The 24,453-nt window shown below is 41.0% G+C and carries 15 protein-coding genes; 13 read left to right on the top strand and 2 right to left on the bottom strand.

The genetic code is table 11. The features are described from left to right. Positions 1-21 precede the first annotated feature (21 nt). The 9 genes from BLS33_RS17180 (at position 22) to BLS33_RS17220 (ending at position 11,085) form a co-directional block, all read left to right on the top strand. Complete coding sequence (locus tag BLS33_RS17180) at positions 22-1,443, top strand: L-fucose/L-arabinose isomerase family protein (protein ID WP_089892402.1); 1,422 nt, start codon at positions 22-24, stop codon at positions 1,441-1,443. 72 nt (positions 1,444-1,515) lie between these two features. Next, on the top strand, positions 1,516-2,343 hold the full coding sequence (locus BLS33_RS17185) for a transketolase (protein WP_089892405.1): 828 nt from the start codon (positions 1,516-1,518) through the stop codon (positions 2,341-2,343). Between the two features lie 3 nt (positions 2,344-2,346). Next, positions 2,347-3,327 (top strand): transketolase family protein, encoded by a 981-nt coding sequence (locus tag BLS33_RS17190; protein WP_089892408.1) that lies wholly within the window; start codon positions 2,347-2,349, stop codon positions 3,325-3,327. Position 3,328: 1 nt separating this feature from the next. Beyond that, the gene (locus BLS33_RS17195; protein ID WP_218129584.1) at positions 3,329-4,288 is read left to right on the top strand and encodes a D-ribose ABC transporter substrate-binding protein; all 960 of its coding nucleotides are present in this window, start codon (positions 3,329-3,331) and stop codon (positions 4,286-4,288) included. Position 4,289: 1 nt separating this feature from the next. After that, a complete protein-coding gene (locus tag BLS33_RS17200; RefSeq protein WP_176801424.1) occupies positions 4,290-4,910 on the top strand; it encodes a DUF2291 family protein in 621 nt (206 codons plus the stop codon). Positions 4,911-4,913: 3 nt separating this feature from the next. Next, entirely contained in the window at positions 4,914-6,431 is a 1,518-nt protein-coding gene (locus BLS33_RS17205; protein ID WP_218129585.1) for a sugar ABC transporter ATP-binding protein, read from the top strand. 7 nt (positions 6,432-6,438) lie between these two features. Further along, the gene (locus BLS33_RS17210; RefSeq protein ID WP_089892769.1) at positions 6,439-7,407 is read left to right on the top strand and encodes an ABC transporter permease; all 969 of its coding nucleotides are present in this window, start codon (positions 6,439-6,441) and stop codon (positions 7,405-7,407) included. Between the two features lie 41 nt (positions 7,408-7,448). Then, complete coding sequence (locus BLS33_RS17215) at positions 7,449-8,948, top strand: FGGY family carbohydrate kinase (protein WP_089892414.1); 1,500 nt, start codon at positions 7,449-7,451, stop codon at positions 8,946-8,948. Between the two features lie 118 nt (positions 8,949-9,066). Continuing rightward, positions 9,067-11,085 (top strand): aceric acid hydrolase, encoded by a 2,019-nt coding sequence (locus BLS33_RS17220; RefSeq protein WP_089892417.1) that lies wholly within the window; start codon positions 9,067-9,069, stop codon positions 11,083-11,085. Between the two features lie 45 nt (positions 11,086-11,130). Here BLS33_RS17220 and BLS33_RS17225 read toward each other — a convergent pair whose 3' ends face one another. After that, complete coding sequence (locus tag BLS33_RS17225; RefSeq protein ID WP_176801425.1) at positions 11,131-12,378, bottom strand: alginate lyase family protein; 1,248 nt, start codon at positions 12,376-12,378, stop codon at positions 11,131-11,133. 156 nt (positions 12,379-12,534) lie between these two features. Next, entirely contained in the window at positions 12,535-14,052 is a 1,518-nt protein-coding gene (locus BLS33_RS17230; RefSeq protein ID WP_089892421.1) for a sulfatase, read from the bottom strand. A gap of 457 nt (positions 14,053-14,509) precedes the next feature. Between BLS33_RS17230 and BLS33_RS17235 the strand changes: the two genes are divergently transcribed. From BLS33_RS17235 to BLS33_RS17250, 4 genes are all read left to right on the top strand, one after another. Continuing rightward, complete coding sequence (locus BLS33_RS17235) at positions 14,510-18,364, top strand: hybrid sensor histidine kinase/response regulator transcription factor (RefSeq protein ID WP_176801426.1); 3,855 nt, start codon at positions 14,510-14,512, stop codon at positions 18,362-18,364. Between the two features lie 120 nt (positions 18,365-18,484). Further along, positions 18,485-20,788: a PSD1 and planctomycete cytochrome C domain-containing protein gene (locus BLS33_RS17240; RefSeq protein ID WP_089892427.1), complete on the top strand. Its 2,304-nt coding sequence runs from the start codon at positions 18,485-18,487 to the stop codon at positions 20,786-20,788. A gap of 24 nt (positions 20,789-20,812) precedes the next feature. Beyond that, positions 20,813-22,267: a DUF1501 domain-containing protein gene (locus BLS33_RS17245; RefSeq protein ID WP_089892430.1), complete on the top strand. Its 1,455-nt coding sequence runs from the start codon at positions 20,813-20,815 to the stop codon at positions 22,265-22,267. A gap of 4 nt (positions 22,268-22,271) precedes the next feature. Further along, on the top strand, positions 22,272-24,383 hold the full coding sequence (locus BLS33_RS17250; protein WP_089892433.1) for a c-type cytochrome domain-containing protein: 2,112 nt from the start codon (positions 22,272-22,274) through the stop codon (positions 24,381-24,383). Positions 24,384-24,453: the final 70 nt, after the last annotated feature.

The raw sequence follows: 24,453 nt of genomic DNA on the forward strand, positions 1-24,453 counted from the left end.
AATTGAAAAAATAAAGAAAGGATGAACAGGTCGAAATCGAATATTAGTATAGGGGTTATAATAGGGAACCGTGATTTTTTCCCTGATAGTTTAGTGGAAAAGGCAAGGTCGGAGATTATTGATGTATTTGCTAAATTAAAATTGACGCCAGTTTTATTAGAAAGTACCGACACTAAACTTGGCGGGGTAGAAACTTTTAAGGAGGCCCAAAAATGTGCCGAACTTTTTAAGAAACATAGTGAGGAAATTTCAGGGGTATTGGTGCTCTTGCCTAATTTCGGTGATGAGAAGGGAGTGGCCGATACATTAAAGTTGGCCAATCTTAACGTTCCCATTTTGGTACAGGCCTATCCCGATGAATTGACAAAGATGAATGTCGTCAATCGTAGGGATTCTTGGTGTGGAAAAATTTCTGTTTGTAACAACCTGTATCAATACGGCATCAAGTATTCCTTGACAAGCCAACATGTTTCCTTTCCCACCGACGCATTGTTTCAACAAGATTTAATTGATTTCGTTGCTGTATGTAGGGTGGTCAAGGGGTTAAAAAACGTTAGGATCGGAGCTGTCGGTGCACGGCCAGGGGCTTTTAATACGGTTCGCTATTCCGAAAAGATTCTGCAGCGAAACGGTATTACGGTAACTACGGTCGATTTGTCTGAGATTCTAGGTAAAGCCAATAAGCTTACAAAAGATGATGCCTCGGTCAAGCGACATCTTGAAGCGATCAACGCCTATGTTCCTCAGGGCAAGACCCCTAATGAGGCCATGCTACAGATTGCTAAATTAGATGTAGTACTCAAAGATTTTATGGAAGAATATGCGTTAGATGCTACCGCAATTCAATGCTGGACCTCACTACAGCAGAATTATGGCTGCAATGTGTGTACTAGTATGAGCATTATGTCTGAAAACATGTTGCCGTCAGCCTGTGAGGTCGACGTGACGGGAACATTGACCATGTATGCCATGCAGTTGGCCTCTGGATCACCCAGTGCCTTGGTCGATTGGAACAATAACTACGCCGATAATCCTAATAAATGTGTGTTGTTCCATTGTGGCAACTGGGCAAAATCCTTTTTACCTGATATGAAGATGGATACGGCCCCAATTCTTGGTACGACCGTGGGGGTTGAAAACACCTATGGCGCCCTTGACGGCAGAACACCGGCAAATCCGCTTACCTACGGTAGAATAAGTACTGACGATCCAAAAGGTGTTATCAAGGCCTATCTTGGGGAAGGGGCTTTGACCGATGATCCCTTAAAAACTTTTGGAAACAGGGCGGTGGCCGAAATTCCGGATTTGCAGGGATTGATGCAGTTCGTATGTAGAAACGGATTTGAACATCATGTCGTAATGAATGCATCACAAACAGGATCTATATTGGAAGAAGCTTTGGGCAATTATATGGGTTGGGAGGTATACAACCATAAGGTTTAAATTAAGAAATAGGAATAACCGGTCGCAGAACGATGGATAGAACCGGCAAGTAATTGGAGTCAATCGAAGAATATGACAAATCAGGAGTTAAGATTAAAATCGGTAGTTTTAAGAAAGAATATTCTTAAATACATCTATATCGCAAAAGCTGGGCATACTGGCGGAAGCCTATCCTGTATTGATATTTTAAACGTCTTGTACAATAAAGTGTTGAATGTAGACCCAAAGGATTTTAAGAACCCGAATCGCGATAGATACATCCAAAGTAAAGGACATTGTGTCGAAGCACTTTTTGTAACCTTGGCAGATCGTGGTTTTTTTCCGGAATCCGACTTGGAGACCCTATGTGCTTATCAATCTCATTATATAGGACATCCTACCAAGAAAGTTCATGGTGTTGAACAGAATACGGGGGCATTGGGCCATGGCCTGTCTATTTGCGTAGGTGAGGCAATTGCGGCAAAGCTGGATGATAAAAGGCACAGGGTGTTTACCTTACTCGGGGATGGAGAATTGCCCGAAGGCTCTAATTGGGAGGCATTTTTGTCGGCCTCGCACTATAAATTGGACAACTTGTACGCCATACTAGATAACAACAAACAACAAATTACCGGTAACAATAAAGAGGTAATGAATACCGATTCGGTTCGTGATAAACTGCAAAGCTTTGGCTGGGCCGTAAAAGAGGTTGATGGTCATAATCTTGAGCAGTTGGAAGAAGCATTAAAAAATGGTCCGTTTGAAGAAGGCAAACCCAATTTCATCATTGCGCATACCATCAAGGGTAAAGGCGTAAGTTTTATGGAAGGTTCATTAAAATGGCACCATGGCGTGCCAACAGAAGAACAGTATGCTTTGGCCCAATCTGAATTGAATACAGCGGAGGCACTAATCCACTAGGATATGGAATTGGATAAAAGAGAAGGAAAAAACTTGAAAATGGGCGATGCTAACCAAGTGGTTTTTTCAGAAACCTTGGAAGAATTGGCAGCAATCGATAGTACAATTATTGCCGTGACGAGTGATTCACGTGGCTCAGGTAAATTGGTTTCATTCGGGGAAAAATATCCCAATCAAATAGTTGAAGTGGGTATCGCCGAACAAAATCTCGTAGGTGTTGCGGCAGGTCTGACCTCGGCCGGCAAAAAGGCATTTGCGGTTTCACCTGCCTGTTTTCTTAGCGCCCGGGCCCTGGAACAGATAAAAAATGATGTTACTTATTCTGACAATCCAGTCACGTTGGTAGGTATTAGTGCTGGTGTAAGTTATGGTGCGCTGGGTACCACTCACCATAGTTTGCATGATTTTGCTGCGCTCAGGGCAATTAACAATATTATCATTGTGGCTCCTGCGGATAACTTTGAGACCGCACAGGCGGTTCGTCAGGCCGCGGCATCCAATAAGCCTGTTTATATGCGGTTGGGGAAAAAGGCTATGCCGTTCTTGAATGAAGCCGACCAAACTTTTGAATTTGGAAAAGGACGAATCATAAGGGAAGGGGAAAATTTAACGATTATTGCCTCTGGGGAAACCGTTTACCCCGCCTGGTTGGCCGCTAAGAAGTTGGAAGAGACAAAGGGTGTAAAAACTACGGTGGTAAGTATGCACACCATCAAGCCATTGGATACCGATTTGTTGGAAAGGCTAGCCGCCAATGGGCAACCGATTATTACGGTAGAGGAACACATGGTCAACGGGGGTCTAGGTGAGGCCTGTGCGGCATACCTGTTTCAAAGAGGATACAAAAATAGATTTCGTATTGTAGGTATTCCCGATGAATATACCGTTACGGGCTCACAAATAGAAATATTCGGTCATTACGGAATTTCTGAAGAAGGTTTATATAATCTCGGCATGGAAATGGTTTTAAAAACTCCTGAATAATATGGGTAGGCGATTTTTTTCTGATGTAGTTAAATTTATCACGCCTATAATTTTGGCTATGATACTATTGGGGTGCGTCCGAAAAGATGGCAATGCACCTAAAAAAATAGCGGTGGTCATTTCGACCCTCAATAATCCTTGGTTTGTGGTTTTGGGAGAATCGGCGGCACAAAAGGCTAGGGATTTGGGGTATGAGACCACCATCTTTGATTCTCAGAACAATACCGCCAAGGAAGCCGAACATTTTGAAAATTTAATTGCAGCAGGGTACAGCGCCGTTTTATTTAACCCGACCGACGCCGAAGGGTCGGTAAGCAATGTGAATAGGGCCAAACAAGCGGGCATTCCTACTTTTTGTATGGATAGGGAAGTAAATTCCTTGGAAGGTCCGGTTACCCAGATTATTTCGGATAGCTTTTCAGGTTGTGTTGATTTAGGGCAGTATTTTGTAAGGCAAATGAATAAAAAAGGAAAGTATGTCGAGTTGTTAGGGCTTGTGGGAGATAATAATACTTGGAATCGTTCCAAGGGCTTTCATAGTGTGGTTGACCATTTTCCAGATTTGAAGATGGTAGCCCAACAAAGTGCCGATTTCGACCGAAACAAAGCGATGGAGGTTCTAGAGTCGGTACTGCAGTCAAATCCTGATATCGACGCTGTTTTTTGCGGCAACGATGCTATGGCTATGGGTGCCTATCAAGCTTTGGTTTCGGCGGGGAAAGCTGATAGTGTAATGGTATTCGGGTTCGATGGCACTGAAGATGTCATGAATGCCATTAAAAATAAAAAGATTATGGCTACCGCCATGCAATCACCCAAATTTATGGCACAGACAGCGGCCGAATTGGCCGATAAATACTTGAAGGGCGAACGTAATATGGATAGAAAGATGCCTATTACCGTTGAAGTAGTCACTCAAGATAATATTAGCGAGTTTGATGCCTACGGAAGTGAAAACTAACATGAAAAGACCAATTAAATATTTTCTAATTGCCCTACTTGTCGGTGTGGCTTTGTACAACGCTGTTTACTTTCAACCGTTGGACGATAGGAATGCTGCTAAAAAAAAGAGCGTTTTTGATCCCGATGCTTTTGCAGGGGCTTTTATCGAGACCAAATTGAAAGAACTTCCGGCTATAAAGGCCGACCAATTTTTAGAATCGCTGAAACAAGACCTGGGCCAATTTACTGCGGAAAAAGGCCGCAAATTAGGAATAAGCAACGATTACTATTTCATTGTTGAAGGTAATGCCAGGGTACTGGGGATCGAAGAGGAAAATGTACGCATCAGTCTTGATGTAGAAAATGCAGCCGAATTACGCTTAGCCACAGAATTTATATTTGGCAATACCATTCGCGAAGCTTCGGGAATGGCGAATATTGGCGATTTTCAAAATACCATGGATTTCAATAATATTTCGGTAGCTGTTAACGAAAGGGTACGTTCAGACATTATTCCACCTTTTTTGTCAGAGGTGAAAGAAGGTGATGATATTTATTTTAAGGGTGCGGTAAAGGTAAATACAAAAAAACCTAATCTTGAAAATTTAAGAATCGTTCCATTAATTCTGGAGATAAAGTAAGTAGTGGAAAAAGAAAATATCATACTAAGGGCCGAGAACATCACCAAGAGATTTGCTGGGGTAACCGCACTTGATGATGTTTCTATTGACGTGTATGCGGGGAAGGTCAATGTGATTGTAGGTGAAAACGGAGCAGGTAAATCTACTTTGATGAAGATTTTATCCGGTGTATACCCAGACTATGAAGGTGAGTTGTTGTTACATGGTGAGGAGGTAAAATTTTCCAACCCCAAAGAAGCCATGAAAAGCGGAATTGCCATTATCCATCAAGAACTAAATCTAATTCCCTATCTCAGTATAACCGCGAATATTTACTTGGGGCGTGAAATCGTAGATTCCTTTGGAATGCTCGATTTTAAAAAAATGAACCAAGTGACCAAAGAACTATTGGCACGTTTGGATTGTGATGTGCCTCCTACTACGTTGGTCTCTGAGTTGCGAGTGGGGCAACAGCAACAGGTGGAAATAGCAAAAGCTCTCTTAGAAGATGCTAAGGTTCTTATTATGGACGAGCCGACTTCGGCGATTACCGATGCTGAGGTAGAAGTCCTTTTTCGAATTATCGAGTCACTCAAAAAGCAAAAGGTCTCCATTCTTTATATTTCTCATAAACTGGATGAGCTATTTGAAATAGCCGATCGTTTTATAGGGTTGCGCGACGGTAAAATGGTGGGAACAATTGAAAATATTGTCGAAGCGAATAAAGATGACCTCATCCGACTTATGGTCGGAAGGGATATTGACAATCATTATGTTAAAGAAAAATCGCCTTTGGGTGAAGAGGTATTTAGGGCCGAAGGTATTTATTTGCCTAAGCCCACCGGGAAATCGGAATTTTTGGTAAATGATGTCAGTTTCAGTGTGCGCAAGGGGGAGGTGCTTGGAATTTTTGGACTTATGGGAGCAGGGAGAACCGAATTATTGGAGACCGTTTTTGGTCTACATTCCAAGTTGATGGTCGGGAATATCTATATCGACGGGCAGAAGGTTATAATAAAATCGGTAATGGATGCGGTTGCCAAGGGAATGGGATTGGTGCCGGAAAACCGTAAAGAGGATGGATTGGTGCTCGAGATGCCCGTTTTCAAGAATATCAGTATGGCGAGTGTTGAACAAACATTGAAAAACGGGTTTTTGAATTTAGGGTTGGAAATAGGCCTGGCCAAAAAATATATTACAGACCTCAACATAAAGACTCCCTCCCCAAGACAAAAAGTGAAAAATTTAAGCGGGGGCAACCAACAAAAGGTGGTATTGTCAAAATGGTTGGCGACAACTCCCAAAATATTATTCTTGGATGAACCGACTCGAGGTATCGATGTGAATGCCAAAAATGAAATCTATCATTTGATTAGTAACCTCGCCAAAGAGGGGCTAGGAGTTTTGGTGGTTTCCTCCGAGCTTCCTGAAATTATGGCGATTTGTGATAGAATTATTGTAATGGGTGAATCACGTATAACGGGTGAGTTTAGCCAAAAAGAAGCTACCGAAGATAAGATAATGAATGCTGCAATTTTATAATCTAAAGATGAATATAAAGACTACCGTCATAAAGTTTCAGTCTATTATTGCCCTATTTATCCTGTGCGTTGTCCTAGCGTTATTGTCCGATAAATTTCTTACCCCGGAAAACGGGTGGAACATTATGCGGCAGATTTCGATTAATGTATGCATTTCCGTGGGGATGACTCTTGTAATATTGACCAGGGGCATCGATCTTTCGGTAGGGTCGATATTGGCTTTTAGCGGTGCTGTAGCCGCCGGGCTGCTTAAATATGGCATAGACATACCTTCATTGAATCTTTATATCGGTTTTACGGTATTTGGTGCTATTTTAGGAGGAATCCTCGTGGGGGGAGGACTGGGGCTTTTCAATGGTTGGATGATTACCCGATTTAAAGTTCCGCCATTTGTGGCTACCTTGGCCATGTTGACCATTGCACGAGGGGCTACCATGTTATGGACAGGCGGTTTTCCCATAACCGGTTTGGGGGAGCACTTCGCATTTATAGGTACAGGTTGGTTTTTAGGAATGCCCATGCCTGTGTGGATAACCATAATCGTGGTGGCCATTGCGGTAATCGTAACAAGAAGTACAAAGTTCGGCCGCTATGTATATGCCATTGGAGGCAATGAGAGTGCGGCGCGATTATCGGGCCTGAATATCAATAAAATTAAAATCTGGGTTTATGCCCTTGCCGGTATTTTGGCAGCGGTTGGAGGAATAATCCTGACTTCGCGCTTAGATTCGGCCCAGCCCAATGCAGGGTTTAGTTATGAGCTCGACTCTATCGCAGCCGTAGTTATCGGAGGAACTTCCCTTTCGGGTGGAAGAGGTTCAATTATGGGTACGGTTCAAGGAGCACTCATTATTGGGGTACTCAATAGCGGACTGGTATTGCTGAACGTTTCTCCTTTCTGGCAACAGATTATAAAAGGTTTTGTGATTCTAATTGCCGTAATATTGGATAGGGTAAACCATCCCAATGAAGACTAGGTTGTGATAAGCTGTCAAAACAATAATCGATTTTCGTAAAAATGACCAAATCCTATATATTAGCTATCGACCAAGGCACTAGTGGTACAAAGGCGATTATTTTTGATACGCTGGGTAACTTGGTCGCAAAAGCTTCAGAACCCCTGAAATCTTATTATCCGCTGCCTGGCTTTGTGGAACAGGACCCCATTGAAATTTATCAGAACGTTCTTACCGCGGTCGAAAAATGCTATCAAAAATTTATGACCTCCCACAGCTTGGAGAAGGATAGCCTTATATCCTGTGGAATCTCTAATCAAAGAGAAACCTTTATTGTATGGGATAGTTACGGGCAACCTTTATACAATGCGGTAGTATGGCAATGCAAACGGTCTGTGTCCATTTGTGAAAAACTAAAAGAACATAATCTAGAGAAATTGGTCAATTCTAAAACAGGATTGACTATAGATCCCTATTTTTCAGCTACCAAAATGATGTGGCTCCAGCAAAATAATGCGGCCGTTGCTGAAGCTATTGAAAAGGGCAATGCCTATTTCGGAACCATTGATTCCTGGTTGCTCTACAAACTGACTGGTCATGAACAGTACCGATCTGACCATACCAACGCGTCACGGACCTTGTTGTTCAATAGTTATGAGCTAAAATGGGACGAAGACCTAATTGAAAAATTCGGATTAGAGGGGCTTAAACTTCCCGAGGTACTAAACTCGTCAGCTGATTTTGGCGAATCTGATTTTGGTGGAATCCTACCAGTTAAAATTCCGATTACGGGAATGATAGGTGATTCTCATGCCGCTTTCTTTGGAGAGGAATGTTTTACTTCGGGAATGGCCAAGGCTACCCTCGGCACGGGGTCCTCTATTTTATGGAATACAGGGCATATTGCGAAGCAGGATAAAAATGGAATATTGACGACCATTGGTTGGAGTGTGGGGGGAGAAGTGCATTACGCTCTTGAAGGTGTAATCGTAAGTTGTGGTGCGACCTTGGAATGGCTTAAAAATCAACTTGACCTATTCACGGACAATGGAGAAATAGAATCCATGGCCACATCGGTTTCAAGTAATGAAGGTGTTTATCTTATCCCTGCATTTAGTGGTATGGGAGCTCCGCATTGGAAGAAAGAATGGAAGGCTTCGATCCATGGTCTAACGTTCCGCACTACCAAGGAACACTTGGTGAGGGCGGCCCTTGAATCCATTGCATACCAAATAAGGGATGTTATCGACGCCATCCAGAGTGAAACGAATGAGAAACTAAAGGAATTAAAAGTGGACGGGGGCATTACCTCAAACCGCTTTTTAATGCAGTTCTTGGCAGACCTTTTACAAACCCCGGTTACCAATATCGGAATTTCCGATGTTTCTGCTAGGGGTGCGGCGCTAATCTCGGGAATAGGAATAAGGTTTTGGCAAAACCTTGAAGAGTTGCCCAAACCGTACTATAAAAATTTGACTACCTATCTTCCTAAGGAAACTTCAAAAGATTTGCTCGATGCGTATGCAACTTGGCAAAGACTGATTGGGGACAAGAAGATGTGATTCGCAAATAGAGTACATCGTTAGCCCAAAATAGTGGGTGATGGTTATTTTGAAGAATTTTATAAAGTGGTTCGGCAGTTATTTTACTACTAGACCATTTGAATGAAAAAACACTAAAATGAAAGAATACCGAACAATTCTATCTTTATGCCTGTTTTGGGCAGGTGCCCTGACCTATTCGCAGACCAATGGTCTTGTCAACAATGTTGAAAGTCCGTACGCGAAGTTGCAGAGCGTCGATCTCGATGCCGTGCACTGGACTGACGGCTTCTGGAAAGAACAGTTCGAGGTTGAAAAAAACCACACGTTGCCTTTCATGTGGGAACTATATCATTCTGAGAAAACCAATGCATACCGTAATTTTGAGATAGCGGCCGGGTTGATGAAAGGGAGACACCGTGGTCCTTCTTTTCATGATGGGGATTTTTATAAACTTTTCGAAGGTGTGGCCGCTACGTATGCAGTTACTAAAGATCCGGAGCTTGATGTCCAAATGAACGAGGCCATTGCACTAATTGCCAAGGCACAAAGAAAAGACGGGTATTTGCATACCCCTGTTTTAATCGAAGAACGCTGGGGTACGATAGGGCCTGAACAATTACAAAAGCAGTTGGGCTTTGAAAAGTACAATATGGGCCATTTAATGACAGCGGCCTGCGTACATTATAGGGCTACGGGAAAAGACAATTTTCTTCAAGTGGCCAAGGGAGTTGCAGACTTTTTATATGATTTTTATAAAAAAGCTTCCCCTGAATTGGCACGTAACGCCATTTGCCCATCACACTACATGGGCGTTGTAGAAATGTACCGCACCTTGAAAGACCCGCGATACTTAGAACTTGCGAATAATCTCATCAATATTCGGGGTACTACCGATGATGGTACCGATGATAATCAAGACCGGGTACCTTTTAGAGATCAAATGACCGCTATGGGGCATGCCGTTCGGGCCAATTATTTGTATGCGGGAGTTGCCGATCTATACGCTGAAACTGGTGAAGAGCAACTTATGAAAAACTTAAATGCCATTTGGGAAGATGTGGTTTATCGTAGAATGTATATAACCGGCGCTTGTGGAGCCTTGTATGATGGGGTTTCCCCTGATGGCACTTCATATAAACCTTCCGAAGTACAGAAAATACATCAAGCCTATGGTAGACCTTACCAATTGCCGAATGCAACGGCTCATAATGAAACATGTGCCAACATTGGTAATGTGCTGTGGAACTGGCGGATGTTACAAATTACGGGAGAGGCGAAATATGTTGATATTGTAGAGCTTGCGTTGTACAATAGCATTCTTTCGGGAATCAGTCTTAATGGAAAAGAATTTCTCTATACAAACCCGCTTAGTGTATCCAAAGATTTGCCTTTCCAACAAAGGTGGGGCAATACTAGGGAAGGCTATATATCTAAGTCAAACTGTTGCCCCCCTAACGTTGCGCGTATTATGGCCGAGGTAGGCAACTATGCCTATAGCCTAGGTGAACAAGGATTATATTTTAACCTTTATGGAAGCAATCACCTGAAGACCCAACTGGGGAAGGGTTCACAATTGGAAATCGAGCAAAAGACGAAATATCCATGGGATGGAACGATTCATCTTAAAGTAAAACAAGTGCCAAAAAAGGAGTATTCATTTTTCCTTCGCATTCCCGGATGGGCCACCGAAGCTGCCGTAATGGTTAACGGCAAAATTTGGGAGGGCAATCCCGAACCGGGCAACTATTTTGAAATTAAAAGAACATGGGCTTCCGGTGATGAGGTATTGCTCAATTTGCCAATGCCGGTACAGTTGATGGAGGCCAACCCTTTGGTTGAGGAAGCCAAAAATCAAATTGCGGTAAAAAGAGGCCCATTGGTGTATTGTGTAGAGTCGGGAGACCTTCCTCATGATATGGCTATCAACGAACTCGTCTTAGATACCGATGCACTTTTTGATGCAGAAATGATTCAAATCGGCCAAAGGCAAATCCTTTCGCTAAATACCAGTGCTTTAGGAAAGAAAGGTGGCTGGGACAAGAAGCTGTACCGTCCCATTAATACAAAGGGTGAAAATGTTCGACTTAGAATGATTCCCTATTATGCATGGGGCAATCGGGGCGATGGTGAAATGAGCGTTTGGCTATCCCATTAATTATTTTTTGGAAAACATCTTCTCTCGTCATTATAAAATATCCAGTTAATTTATTTTGGACAATGGCGGATATTGAAGCTTTTCCAAGTAAGTCATATTTTGGTAGTCAAGAACACTTTCATTAATAAGTTCTTCATTGAAAATAGTACTGGCGATGCTGAACAAAGGTTTCATTTGTACTTCAATGGCCTTTTCAGCCCCTCCTTCTGTAATTTGTTTATACTGCCATTTTTCCTTTCCCTCAACAAATGGTTTAAGATATTCGAAAGCCTTTTTCATACTCCGCCCATCGCTGGTTGAATAATTCCAAAGATCCACTCCTAGAGGTATTCCCATTTCAGCCACAAAAGCCATTATTCGAAGGTTCATTGAACAATAATGCACTGATTTGGTACGCCCAAGTTCATTGGGCTGTTTGCCATCGGGTGTTATTTGTACTGCAATACGTTTGGTCTTAGCATCCTCCAGCCGGGTTATTGCTTCCGAGTCCAGACCCAAATAACGGGCGGGCCCCACCAATTGATAATCGAAATTGGTTGAATGGTTTTGTGTCCCATTGTCGTTTTCAATTCCCATTTTATTTGTTTTTACCCAAGTATAGTAATCCATTAACCAGGTGTTCAATACTTTCATTTCAGTAGTGTTAAATACCTTGTTTGATTCTAAAAGCTGTATGGTGGTTACAACTGTGGAAATATTGCTCCATTCGATCATTCCGGCACGTCTACCTTCAACCTCTCCCGGTATTCCTGGTCCATAATTTATATTAGGGTTCACCTTCGTTTCATCATCAATAAACCAAGTTTTTATTATGGCTTTGGCTTTGTTCGCATACGTAATGTCTTCTGAAAAAAAGTAAGCCATTGATAAATTGTCCAATGCACCGAACATTTCACTTAAGCGTACCTTATCGGTATCGTTTCCTCTAGTCATGGGGTTGATTTCGCCATCCTTAACAATCCATGGGGAACCATCTGGGGTGTTCGGATTCGGCCATCTATAGGGTGCAATACTCATATAATCATGCTTATCGCCACTTGGGGGTATTTGATTTTTGTTGGTCACCGGGTTTGGACTTTTAACCAGTTCTTTATTGGCCTGGTCAATTAGACTTTTATAGGCTTCTGTAAAAAATGGATTTTTGTTTTCAATCAAGTTCTTTACTTTAACTAAATGGTCTTCATTTAGATAAATGAAATTATTTTTAAGTCTTGACCTGTTCATATTTTCATTATGAGGCTGATCCATATGAATGACTGTCGGTGTTTTTTGCGTAAGTACCGTGAGTGACATCAAGAAAAAACAGGTATAAAAAATTGTAGAATAAGGCTTCATTTTTTTTGAATTAAATTTCTAACGCAAGGCGTGAAAACGTCGGTTAGCGGAATACAACTCCGGTTATATCTTTATCATAAGATTAAAGATTACAACTTGGGTATCTGGCCTATTTTATTGTGGTGCACCGATAACTTCTACTGGTTTTCCGTTCGAGCCGTTGGTTCTTGTTTTCTGCGATACAAAATAGGGTTGAAAGGTATATGAGGAGTTGGGGTCCCAAAGAGCATTGTTTTTTGGCAGATACTTTTTCAATGCCTCTATTTCATCCCTGTATGTGGGATTGTTTGCTTGGTTCGTAAATTCGTTGGGGTCGTTGGCATGGTCATATAACTCTTCACCACCATCTTCATATCTAATGTATCTGAATCGTTCTGATTTGATTGCATGGTTGTTCATGCCAAATGTCGTTAGGGCTATTGCAGTATTTGGTTCATCCTCGCCCAACATCATAGGTACAAGACTTTTGCCCTCATTTTTCTCATAAGCCGGAAGTCTGCATAATTCTAGCAGCGTGGGATAAATGGAGAGCATTTCCGCTGGCTTGTCTATAATTTTTCCATTGGGAAGGTTGGGTGCAACGAACATCAAGGGCGCTTTGGTAGCCGGTTCCCATAATGCATGTTTCGCGAAAGTGCCCTTTTCACCCAAACGATACCCGTGATCGGACCATAACACGATTACAGTGTTATCGGAATATTTGCTGTTTTTGAAGGCTTCCATTACCCTTCCTATTTCGTAATCGACAAAGCTGACACATGCCAGATAGGCTTGGATGATTTTCTTCCATTCACCACTTTTGATGGCCCATTCGGTAGAAGGCATCATGGGCAAGTCATTTATTTGAAGGGCAACGGGCGGAACATCATCTAAATCATCCGACCTGTAAGGGGCCATTTCGATACCGTCAAGAGGATGCATATCGAACCACTTTTGAGGAACATAAAGAGGTACATGCGGCCGCAGGAAGCCCAAACCCATAAAAAAGGGTTTGTCGTATTTTCTGTTAAGTCGTTCAATAACCCAATCTACCGATTGATGGTCGGGCATTAAAGAATCTACTTCGGGATACGCTCCCCAATCTGTACTCGTACGACCATAGTTTTCGCGGTCGGATGTTCCAAAACCGTCCCACACAAAGCGTTTTTCAGGAAGTGGACCAAAGCCCTTGACTCGCCCTCCCGATTCATCGAATACGCCTTCGGGCGCGTGTATATGGAACAGTTTTCCAATACCCATGGTATGATATCCATTATTCTTAAAATACTCGGGAAGGAAAGTTATATTCTTGGTCGCAGGGTTTTCGGAGCGGACTTGGTGATCAGGGACCATACCATAGATGCCCGTGGTAGATGGTCGTAAGCCCGTCATTACCGAAGCACGTGAAGGGCCACATAACGGTGCTTGACAATGAGCGTTGGAAAACAGAACGCCCTGTGCCGCTAGCTTATCAAGGTTCGGAGTTTTGGTGGCGGAATACCCGTTTAAACATCCTAACCAGTTGTTCAGGTCATCGACCGCAATGAACAATACATTGGGTGGCTGTTGTTGTTCTGTTGCGACCGTTTTCCTTTTCTCTCCACAGGCAATGAGAATAAGTAGAATCAGAAGAAAATAGTAGTTGTTTTTCATTTAGCTTTTGATTGGTGCCTTTGTATATGAACTTGATGAATTCTATTGAAAGCTAAACCCATCGGTCAGACAATTGTCATGATACTTTTTTTCGTTTCAAAGAAACTCCTTTGGCTATGGCAACCGATACTACAATTATAATAGGATTTTGTAGAAATCGTATCCTGTACTGTACTGTTTGGGTTTTTAAAATCGACCTTTCAAGCGACTGATTTTGACCTTATCATCTATTTAAATCCCTGTAATTCCTATAATGTATAAAACCTGTCTTTGTAAACAGTAAAGATCTAATTTAATTTAGGTGTTATATTTATACCTCACAACAAAACAATGGGGCTTTGAAGGCTACCATAGTTTTCAAACCATTGCGGTAAGATGACTTTATCTTTATAATATGTGTATTCGACAGCCTTTTTGTTCTTTTTGTTTTCTTTTCTTGATTTTTTGCCGTTCGATTATGGGCGTGGCCCAAGAGTCCACAACCGATTTTGAGATAACAGCTTTTAAATTGCCGGTAGAAACTACAACTTCTGATATTTTAGAAGATAATTACGGCTTTGTATGGATTGCCTCTACCAATGGGCTGTGGAGATATGATGGCGGTAATTTTAAAAACTATATTAAAAATGAAAACGAGGAAACAAGTATTACCGATAACAATATTTCGTGTTTGTATGAAGATAAGGCAGGTGTACTATGGATTGGCACCTACGGAGGTGGTTTGTTAAAATATGACCGTGAGTACGATCGTTTTCAAAGATTTATTCATGATGATGCCGATTCTTCCAGTTTAAGTTTTAATGAAATCAGGGTTATTTTCGAAACCACGGATAAACAGTTTTATATCGGTACAGATGGAGGCGGTTTAAACCGGATGGATAGAACGAAAGGCACTTTTGAAACTTTCGAACATGTCGCCACCGATTCTTTGAGCATCAGTCATAATAATGTTCTTGCTTTGGAAGAGGGGCCGACCGGTAATCTTTATGTTGGAACTTGGATCGGACTCAACGTTTTTAATCCGAAGACCGAAAAATTCAAAAGACTCTCTCAAACTTCGAGCGGTGCTGCACATTACTATCCGAATCTGGAGTATTATAATAATTTATTTATATCCAATACAGAACTTTATTACTTAGATAGTTCGAATGAGTTTCATGAAATTGATTTCGAATTGCAGAGGGCAAACCATATAAAAAAGGATTATGAGGGCAATTGCTGGCTGGTAGGAGGAGACCAAATAGTAATAATTGATTCAGATTCGAAAGTAATACATCGAATCACTTTAAATCAAAAATTTACCGATAACGGTTTAAATTTAAATAGCATATTCCATAATAAGGGCACTAAAGATTCTTGGGTTTTAGATAGGACGGGGAATTTTTTTCATTTGAAAGAATCTCCCATCATTTTCAAAAGTTATCTTGGGCCAGATAATGATGCACAAATTTTTAAGACCGACTCAGAATATTGGGTTTTTGATCAGGGTGTTATTGAGATTTACAATAAGAAAAATAAAGAGTTGACAAAAACGCTCGGCGGCTTTGTGGGTCGCACCCATATGACAGCTGCCAACAGCCAGCATGTTTGGGTTTTGGATGAGGACTACATCTATCAATTCTCGCCATCGGGTACGCAATTACAAAAATCACCTCGTAAATCAGGACAGATATTTGATGCTTTGGAAACCTCTGACGGCCAGATTTGGACAGGAGAAGTATTGGGGGCCAGAATTTATAATCCAAAAACAAAGGAAACTACCTATTTTGATTGTGACCCCAATGTTCCCCATGGAATAGGTTATTTTCATAGGGGTAATATTGTTTTTGAAGATTCAAAAAATCGAATATGGATCGGCACCGATGGAGATGGACTTAAGAGGTACCTGCCTGAAACACAAGAATTTTTACACTACCGACATGAAATTGGGAATACCAAAACCGTAAACAACAATTTTATAAATGTGATTTTTGAAGACAAAGGGCATACCCTTTGGGTAGGAACCAATTCGGGTTTGTGTAGTTTTAATGAAACTACCAATGCCTTTACGCAATACGACCATGATATTTTAAAGGATAAGATTATAAATGCCATTCAACAAGACGATGATGGTAATTTGTGGATAGGCACCCCCAATGGGCTGATAAAATTTGACTACCTCAACGATGAGGTCAGAATCTTAAATGAACAAGACGGCTTGTTATCCCATAAAATGGGACTATCGAGTATTGTGCTTGATAATGGCCATTTGGTTTTTTCAACTGATAGCGGATTAATGGCTTTTGATCCTCGTAAGGTAGAACCCAATGAGAAGACACCTACCGTGTATATTTCTAAACTGTGGGTTAATAACGAAATAGTGCAACCTAATAGCACCTATATTCAACGAAGCATCGAGGTTGAAGACCAACTTAATTTAAAATATACCGATAGAAAAATTGAACTTGAGTTTCAGGCCATTCAATATGTAAATACCCAGAGATGCCAATATGCCTATAAATTGGAGGGCTTTGATACATCGTGGACCATTGCGAATAGTACCAAAGCTACCTATACCAACTTGCCTTCGGGAGATTACACCTTTCTATTAAAGGCTAGTAACGAAGACGGTGTTTGGAACGATGAGATTACACAGTTGAAAGTAGTTGTAAAACCTCCGTTTTGGGAGTTGTTTTGGGTTCAATTGCTCTTCGCATGCGTTTTGATTTTATTCCTGTGGACCATTATTCGGAGCATAATAAAACGGGAACGAACTAAAAATAAGTTTGAATTGGAAAAACAGCGGGTCTACCAGTTTGAAGAATTGGCACAAATGAAATTACGTTTTTTCACCAATATTTCACATGAACTTCGAACGCCATTGACCTTGATTACCTCACCCCTCGATAAATACGCTAGACAAGGCGCTATGCCCGATTCTAAAGTGTTGCGAATGATGCATAGAAATAGCAATCGTTTGTTAGAATTGGTGAATCAAATTTTAGATTTCAGAAAACTGGAAAATAATCAAGAATTAAAGGTGAAACAGCAGAACGATTTATCGGTTTGCACAGATATTCAAACGGCATATGCGTATTGGTCCAAAGAAAAAGGAATCAAATTCAATTGTGCGCTGCCAAGTGTTAATCATACGGTTTATTTTGATGCTGATATCCTTGAGAAAATAGTGACAAATTTAATTTCCAACGCATTTAAGTTTACTCCCAAAAATGGTAGAATAGAATTAAAGGCAAGTTATTTAAATATTGTTGTCGATGCGCAAGGTAAGGTGTCAAGAGGTGACTTGAAGATTGAGGTGGTCGACAGTGGGTCGGGCATTCCGAAAAAATATCAGGAAAAGGTTTTTGAAAGGTTCTATCAGCTAGATGAAACACCTAATAAAGGATATAGTAGTGGTATAGGTTTGTCATTGATATCTGAATTGGTAAAACTTCACAAAGGAAATATCCAGCTAAAAAGTGAAGAAGAAAAAGGCTCGCATTTTACGGTATGTATTCCAATAGGGTATGAAGATTATGAGACTAGTGTAATCCATTCCGGGAAGCTGTGCGAAAACAATGAAAATGGAAATACGGTCGTGCTTATTATAGAGGATAACGAAGACATTCGAAGTTATTTATGTTCAGAGCTCGAAGACGATTACACGGTTCTGCAGGCGAATAATGGAAAAGAGGGCTTTAGAATGGCCCTTGAAAATATTCCTGACATCGTAATCAGTGATATCATGATGCCTCAATCTGATGGAATTCAAGTCTCCAATCAACTAAAGGCAAATGAATTGACGGCACACATTCCTTTAATATTTCTGACCGCAAAAACAGGATTAGAAAATAAGTTAAAGGGCTTGGAGACCGGTGCTGAAGACTATATTCAGAAACCTTTTAATATCTCCGAAATAAAACTAAAAATTCAAAACCGTTTGGAAAGTAGAAGGCACTTGGTTAAGAAGTATCAGAAAGAGGCACTAGGTACAGAAACAGCTTCAATAGATAAATATTTAGTTAAGATTAATGGTATTATAGACCAGCAAATTGATAACCCCGAGTTTTCAATAGACTTTCTATGTGAAGAATTGTTCATTGGGCGTTCGCAACTTTATAGAAAAATTCAAGCACTTACCGGTAAAACCATTATTGAGTATATCAATACCTATAAATTATCAAAGGCGATGCAATTGTTAAAAGACGGAGAATTGAGTATTAAAGAAATAGCCTTTAAAGTGGGATATAACGATAATCGTTATTTCAGTCGTATATTTAAAAAAGAGTTTGGGCATCCACCATCCTCTTATCAGTCTAAAAGTCGTAAATAGGCACCCCATCACTCAAAAAATGCACCTTTTTGCATAATTAGTCTACATGCAAAAGGTACGCAGAAAGTATATTTGAACATCTTGTATCTATGCTGTTGAATTGATAAGCGCATAATCCGTATGAAAAAAAAAGTACTGCAGTTCGTCTTGCTGAGCGCTATCTTAATCTCTTGTAAGCAAAATGGTGAATACGCTTCGATTCCAGCGAAAAAAATTCCGGATGTAGTCGATTATAATTTTGATGTCCGTCCCATACTATCCGATAAATGTTTTACCTGTCATGGGCCAGATGTCAATAAAAGAGCTGAAGATTTACGGTTAGATACCCCCGAGGGTGCATATAAAGCATTAAAGGATACAGAAAACGAATTTGCTATTGTTCCTAAAAACCTCGAAAAGTCGGTTCTCTATCAAAAAATAACGGCGAAGGACAGTGCCGATTTGATGCCTCCTTTAGATTCCAATTTGAAATTATCTTCCTACGAAATCCAAATTTTAAAAAAGTGGATTGAACAAGGGGCAGCCTATAAACCACATTGGGCCTTTACCGCCATTGATAAACCGGAGCTGCCCGAGTTGAAAAATAACGATTGGGCTGAAAATGAAATCGACCATTTTATACTGCAAAAATTAGAAGATATAGGGTTGGCCCCTAATCAGACGGCAGATAAAGAACGGCTGCTGAAAAGAGTTTCTCTAGATATTACAGGCTTGCCCCCAACACCTGAGATGCAAAAAAGATTTATAGGAGATGACGCCGCCGATGCCTATGAGAAAATTGTTGATGAACTATTGGCCAGCGAGCAGTATGGTGAAAAGATGGCAAGCCATTGGTTGGATGTCGCGAGATACGCCGATTCCCACGGGTTTCAAAATGATCAATTGCGTACGATGTGGCCTTGGCGTGATTGGGTAATTCATGCGTTCAATGAAAATTACAGCTATGAAAAATTTGTAACCTATCAATTGGCAGGCGATTTGGTACCTCAGAAAAACTTGGAGACAATTTTGGCTACAGGTTTTAATAGAAACCATAAAATAAACCAAGAAGCGGGTATTATTGAAGAGGAATTCAGAATCGAAAATGTAACCGATAGAACCAATACCTTCGGAAAAGCTTTTTTAGGATTGACTTTGGAATGTGCCAAATGCCATGATCATAAATATGACCCCATTTCCCAAAAAGACTATTTCAGCACCTTTGCATTTTTTGATAGAATGCCACCGAGGCAAAATAAGGGCGAAGTATTGGCAGAGGCACCCTTAATTACAATTACTGATGAGGTTGTCGAGAACGAGCTTCCTTTCATTAATAAAAAGGAATTGGAGGATGTAGATGTCATGGTAATCGAAGAAAAACCTGATGTTAGAACCACACACTTATTAAATCGGGGCGTATACGATGATGTTGGTGAAGAAGTAATGGCCCAGACACCAGAATCGGTTTTAGCTTTTGATGACAATACGTATGAGCGCAACCGTTTAGGGTTATCAAAGTGGCTGTTCGATGCGAAAAACCCTTTGACCAGTCGGGTGTTTGTCAACCGAATGTGGCAAGAGATTTTTGGGGCAGGTGTTGTAAGATCTTCTGGCGATTTTGGAATGCAGGGTGATTTGCCCACTCATGTAGGGTTATTAAATTGGCTATCGGCAGATTTTATGGAGAACGGCTGGGACATGAAACGATTGATCAAGAAAATTGTCATGTCGGCCACGTATAAGCAATCGTCGGTCGTAAGTGAAGATAAACTGGCCTTGGACCCAGACAACAAATATTTATCAAGAATGTCGCGTTTGCGTTTTAATGCAGAAATGATACGTGACCATGCCTTGGCTACCAGTGGATTGTTAAATCCTGAAATTGGCGGACGCAGTGTGAAAGTCTACCAACCAGACGGATTGTGGGAAGCTGCCAGCTCAGGAAGAGGGGTTTTGGCCAATTATGTTCAAGATCATGGCAAAGATTTGTACCGAAGGGGCATCTATATTTTTATTAAACGCACAACCTTGCCGCCGGTACAGCTGACTTTTGATGCTGCTACACGCGACCAGTGCGAGGTACAACGGCAGTCTACAATGACCCCATTGCAAGCGCTGATAACGCTCAACGATCCGACTATTTTGGAGTCTGCACGCGTGTTTTCAGAAAAGTTAATACAAGAAGAAAGTACGGTTGCCGATAAAATTGAAAAAGCATTTGGTACCATAGTATGTAGAACGATCAAGCCCGAAGAAAAGGAAATGTTACTGAGCTATTATGATGAACAAGAATCCGCATTTTCGCTAGAAACGGAAAAGGCAGCAGCATTTATCAATGTCGGGGAGTATCCGGCCGCTCAAGATAGAGATGTCGTAAAAGTAGCCGCATTAATGCAAATTATTCACACGATATATAACATGGAAGAAACTATAGTTAAAAGTTAACTAGGTTCTTAAATCGCAAAACTTATGGAGAAGGAAGTTTTTGAACATCATTTGAACGCTAATCGCAGGCATTTTTTGGGTAAAATGGCGTTGGGTGTTGGTGGTGTGGCCTTGGGGTCATTATTGATGCCGGATTTATTATCTGGAAAAAAAGTCGCCGAAGATCAGTTGCCCTTAGGTTTAAAGCATTTTGCAGCTAAAGCGAAGCGAATAATTTTATTGGTTCAGAATGGTGCTCCTTCCCAATTGGAAAGTTTTGACTATAAACCCAAATTAAATGATATGTTCGGGCAAGACCTGCCCCCTTCGGTAAGAGGTGATCAAAAGTTGACGGGTATGACGGCCGGGCAAAAATCATTTCCCTTGGTAGGTTCAAAATTCGGATTTAAACAACATGGTAAATCAGGAACTTGGGTAAGTGAGCTATTTCCGAATATCGCCAAGATTACCGATGATATTTGCGTCATAAAAAGTATGCATACCGATGCCATCAACCACGATCCCGCATTAACGTTTATGCAAACGGGGGCACAGGTAGGAAACCGCCCCAGTATAGGTTCTTGGTTCAGTTATGGACTGGGTAGTGAGAATAAAAACCTTCCGGCCTATTGCGTATTATTATCGAAGGGAAAAGGTAACGGGCAAGGCGTATATTCGAAACTATGGTCGAACGGCTTTTTAGATAGTTCGCACCAAGGGGTACAATTAAGTGCCAGTGAAGATCCGATTTTGTATTTGAACAACCCTGACGGCATGGATAGGAAAACACGCAGAAACATGCTCGATCATTTGGCTTCCCTGAATCAAATGGGATACGATGAGTTCGGGGACCCTGAGATTCCTGCGAAAATAAAGCAATATGAAATGGCATTTCGTATGCAAACTGCCGTTCCTGAAATCACTGACGTTTCTAAAGAACCCGACCACATTAAAAAAATGTACGGTCCAGATTGCATGGTCCCAGGCACTTATGCCGCCAATTGCCTACTGGCTAGAAAAATGTCGGAATCAGGCGTTCGTTTTGTGCAATTATACCATCAAGGTTGGGATCAGCATTCAAATTTGGTAGGCGAAATGAAGGGTCAAGCAAAAGATGTAGATATGGCTTCGGCCGCATTGATCACCGATTTAAAACAAAGGGGATTATTAGATGAAACCTTGGTTATTTGGAGTGGGGAATTCGGCAGAACAAATTACTGTCAAGGAAAGTTGACCAAAGAGAATTATGGTAGAGACCATCATCCGAGATGCTTCAGTATTTTTGTGGCTGGGGGAGGTGTAAAAGCGGGGGTTTCCTATGGTAAGACCGACGAATTAGGATATAATATTATTGAAAGCCCGGTGCATATCCACGATTTACATGCGACCATTATGCACCTTATGGGTCTGGATCATGAAAAGCTGACCTATAAACATTTGGGCCGAAGATTTCGATTGACCGATGTTCATGGCCATGTAGTAAAAGATCTTCTGGCATAAAAATATGAAAAGACCGATTCCCATTTTTTTGAACGTACTGTTCTTTTTACATATTTTCCTGGCCTTTTTAGTGGTTTTTGAAACCTATTTGGAAATTCCTTTTTGGTTACAGCCCTTAGGAAGAATGCATCCTTTGCTGTTACATTTTCCGGTAGCCTTTATTGTGCTTCTGGTATTGCTAAATCTGTTCAGAAAACAAATTGACCCTGCCTCCTTTGAGAAAATAAACTACTTTTTGTTGCTATTGACCTCGCTTACAACAGTACTCACAACGATTATGGGGCTATTGCTCTCACTGGAAGGGTATGAGTCAGAGCTTATGTTCTTACATAAATGGATTGGTATAGCGATTAGTTTTATTGTGTATGCTTTGGTTTTGATGTATCAATCTAAGAAGGTGTACCAGATTTTACTGTACACCGGTTTTGTTGGTGTTATTTTCGGCGGTCATTTTGGTGCCGGATTGACGCACGGGAGCCATTTTTTAATGGAGCCGATAACTGCCGCCACCAAAAAGCAAATAGACGAAAATACGCCTATTTATACCGCCTACGTTCAGCCTGTTTTAGAGGCAAAGTGTACCGGTTGCCACAATCCGCAAAAACACAAAGGAGATTTAGACTTGACAAGCATTGAAGCGATAGCAAAAGGAGGTGAGAATGGCGAAGTGTGGTTGGCTCACGATCCTAAAGAAAGTTTGTTGCTGCAACGCGTTGCGCTGCCTTTGGAAGATGAAGAGCACATGCCGCCAGATGGTAAGACCCAACTGACCGAACAGGAAATTGAGTTGATAGAAAGTTGGATAGGTCATGGTGCCGATACTGAAATATCGTATGCCCTATTAAAAAAGGAGGATAGCTTAAAACAATTGGTGCTTAAAAAGTGGCTCAAAAGCAATATTGAAAAAGAAGCTTATACATTTGATTTTGCAGGGAGCAAACTAATTGAAGAACTGAATAGCCCCTATAGGAGTGTAGTTCAAAAATCGCCGAGTTCACCGGCCATTGAGGTTGCGATTTATGGTAGAAGTGCCTATAAAACGGAGTTTTTGACCGATTTGACTAAAATCAAGGAACAGGTGGTGTATTTAAATCTGGCTAATTTACCTATTGATGACAATGCCCTGCAATTGGTAAGTGATTTTAAAAACTTAGAGCATTTAGTGTTGAACTTTACTGAAATAACCAATGATGCCCTGGCTCCTCTTATCGGCAATGCCAAATTACAAACACTTTCTTTGGCGGGTACGACAGTCGATATTTCCATTTTGAATTACGTAAAGGATTTTAAAAATTTAAAGGAGTTGTTTGTGTGGAACACCCAAATGACCGACGACGATATTGCGACGCTCGCTAAAGAATTGCCTAGCGTGATGATAAATGAAGGATATATACCAAATCCTGAAGAAAAACTGAGCTTGACACCACCCGTTTTGATTGGTGAAAAAAATATTATTAGTTCAGGAGACCGTATTTCGTTGGGTCATAAAATGAACGGAGTGAGCATTCGATATACCTTGGACGAAACCGAGCCTAACGAAGAATCAGCAATTTATGAGTCGGGCATTGCCTTGGATTTAGAAGGAAAAAGGTCTAAAACAGTTAAAGCGATGGTATATAAAGAAGGGTGGTTGCCGAGTGAGGTTTCATCCTTTGTTTTTTACGATAAAGGAATTGTTCCTGATGCGCTGGAAGTAGTTCATCCTGGAATTTTAAGCTCCTATACGGGCGAGGCTGCAAAAATATTGAATGATGATGTTAAGATTAATGCCAACACCTATTATTATTCTAAATTTTGGGCATCCTTTAACATTAAGCCACTTATAGCCATTGCCGACTTTAGTACCTCAAATCCAAAAGTTCGGGAGATTGTTTTGAGTTGCGGCATTCGGGGAAATCAAAAAAAATCACCTGTTGATTATATAGCGGTGTGGGGCTCCGACGATAAAGAAAATTGGAAATTATTGAAAAAGACGAACTTGGGGAATGAGAAAAATATGGACAAACTTCGTGAAGTCTCCTTGAAGTTTCCGGAAACATCTTATAAATATTATAAAATCGTAGGGCAGCCGAAGAAGGACAATACAATTCGCGCCAACCAATTGTTTTTCTTTTAAGACCCCATGAATAGGTCGGTTACAATATAATAGACTACATATTTTGTGTCATTGTTGACACAACAACTAG

The organism is Kriegella aquimaris, from assembly GCF_900103215.1.
Lineage (GTDB): Bacteria > Bacteroidota > Bacteroidia > Flavobacteriales > Flavobacteriaceae > Kriegella > Kriegella aquimaris.

Coding starts and splice junctions, on each gene's coding strand:
- BLS33_RS17245 (WP_089892430.1), top strand. CDS start 20,813: ATGGAGAAGGAAGTTTTTGAACATCATTTGAACGCTAATCGCAGGCAT.
- BLS33_RS17215 (WP_089892414.1), top strand. CDS start 7,449: ATGACCAAATCCTATATATTAGCTATCGACCAAGGCACTAGTGGTACA.
- BLS33_RS17180 (WP_089892402.1), top strand. CDS start 22: ATGAACAGGTCGAAATCGAATATTAGTATAGGGGTTATAATAGGGAAC.
- BLS33_RS17220 (WP_089892417.1), top strand. CDS start 9,067: ATGAAAGAATACCGAACAATTCTATCTTTATGCCTGTTTTGGGCAGGT.
- BLS33_RS17185 (WP_089892405.1), top strand. CDS start 1,516: ATGACAAATCAGGAGTTAAGATTAAAATCGGTAGTTTTAAGAAAGAAT.
- BLS33_RS17235 (WP_176801426.1), top strand. CDS start 14,510: ATGGGCGTGGCCCAAGAGTCCACAACCGATTTTGAGATAACAGCTTTT.
- BLS33_RS17240 (WP_089892427.1), top strand. CDS start 18,485: ATGAAAAAAAAAGTACTGCAGTTCGTCTTGCTGAGCGCTATCTTAATC.
- BLS33_RS17190 (WP_089892408.1), top strand. CDS start 2,347: ATGGAATTGGATAAAAGAGAAGGAAAAAACTTGAAAATGGGCGATGCT.
- BLS33_RS17230 (WP_089892421.1), bottom strand. CDS start 14,052: ATGAAAAACAACTACTATTTTCTTCTGATTCTACTTATTCTCATTGCC.
- BLS33_RS17225 (WP_176801425.1), bottom strand. CDS start 12,378: ATGTCACTCACGGTACTTACGCAAAAAACACCGACAGTCATTCATATG.
- BLS33_RS17210 (WP_089892769.1), top strand. CDS start 6,439: ATGAATATAAAGACTACCGTCATAAAGTTTCAGTCTATTATTGCCCTA.
- BLS33_RS17250 (WP_089892433.1), top strand. CDS start 22,272: ATGAAAAGACCGATTCCCATTTTTTTGAACGTACTGTTCTTTTTACAT.
- BLS33_RS17200 (WP_176801424.1), top strand. CDS start 4,290: ATGAAAAGACCAATTAAATATTTTCTAATTGCCCTACTTGTCGGTGTG.
- BLS33_RS17195 (WP_218129584.1), top strand. CDS start 3,329: ATGGGTAGGCGATTTTTTTCTGATGTAGTTAAATTTATCACGCCTATA.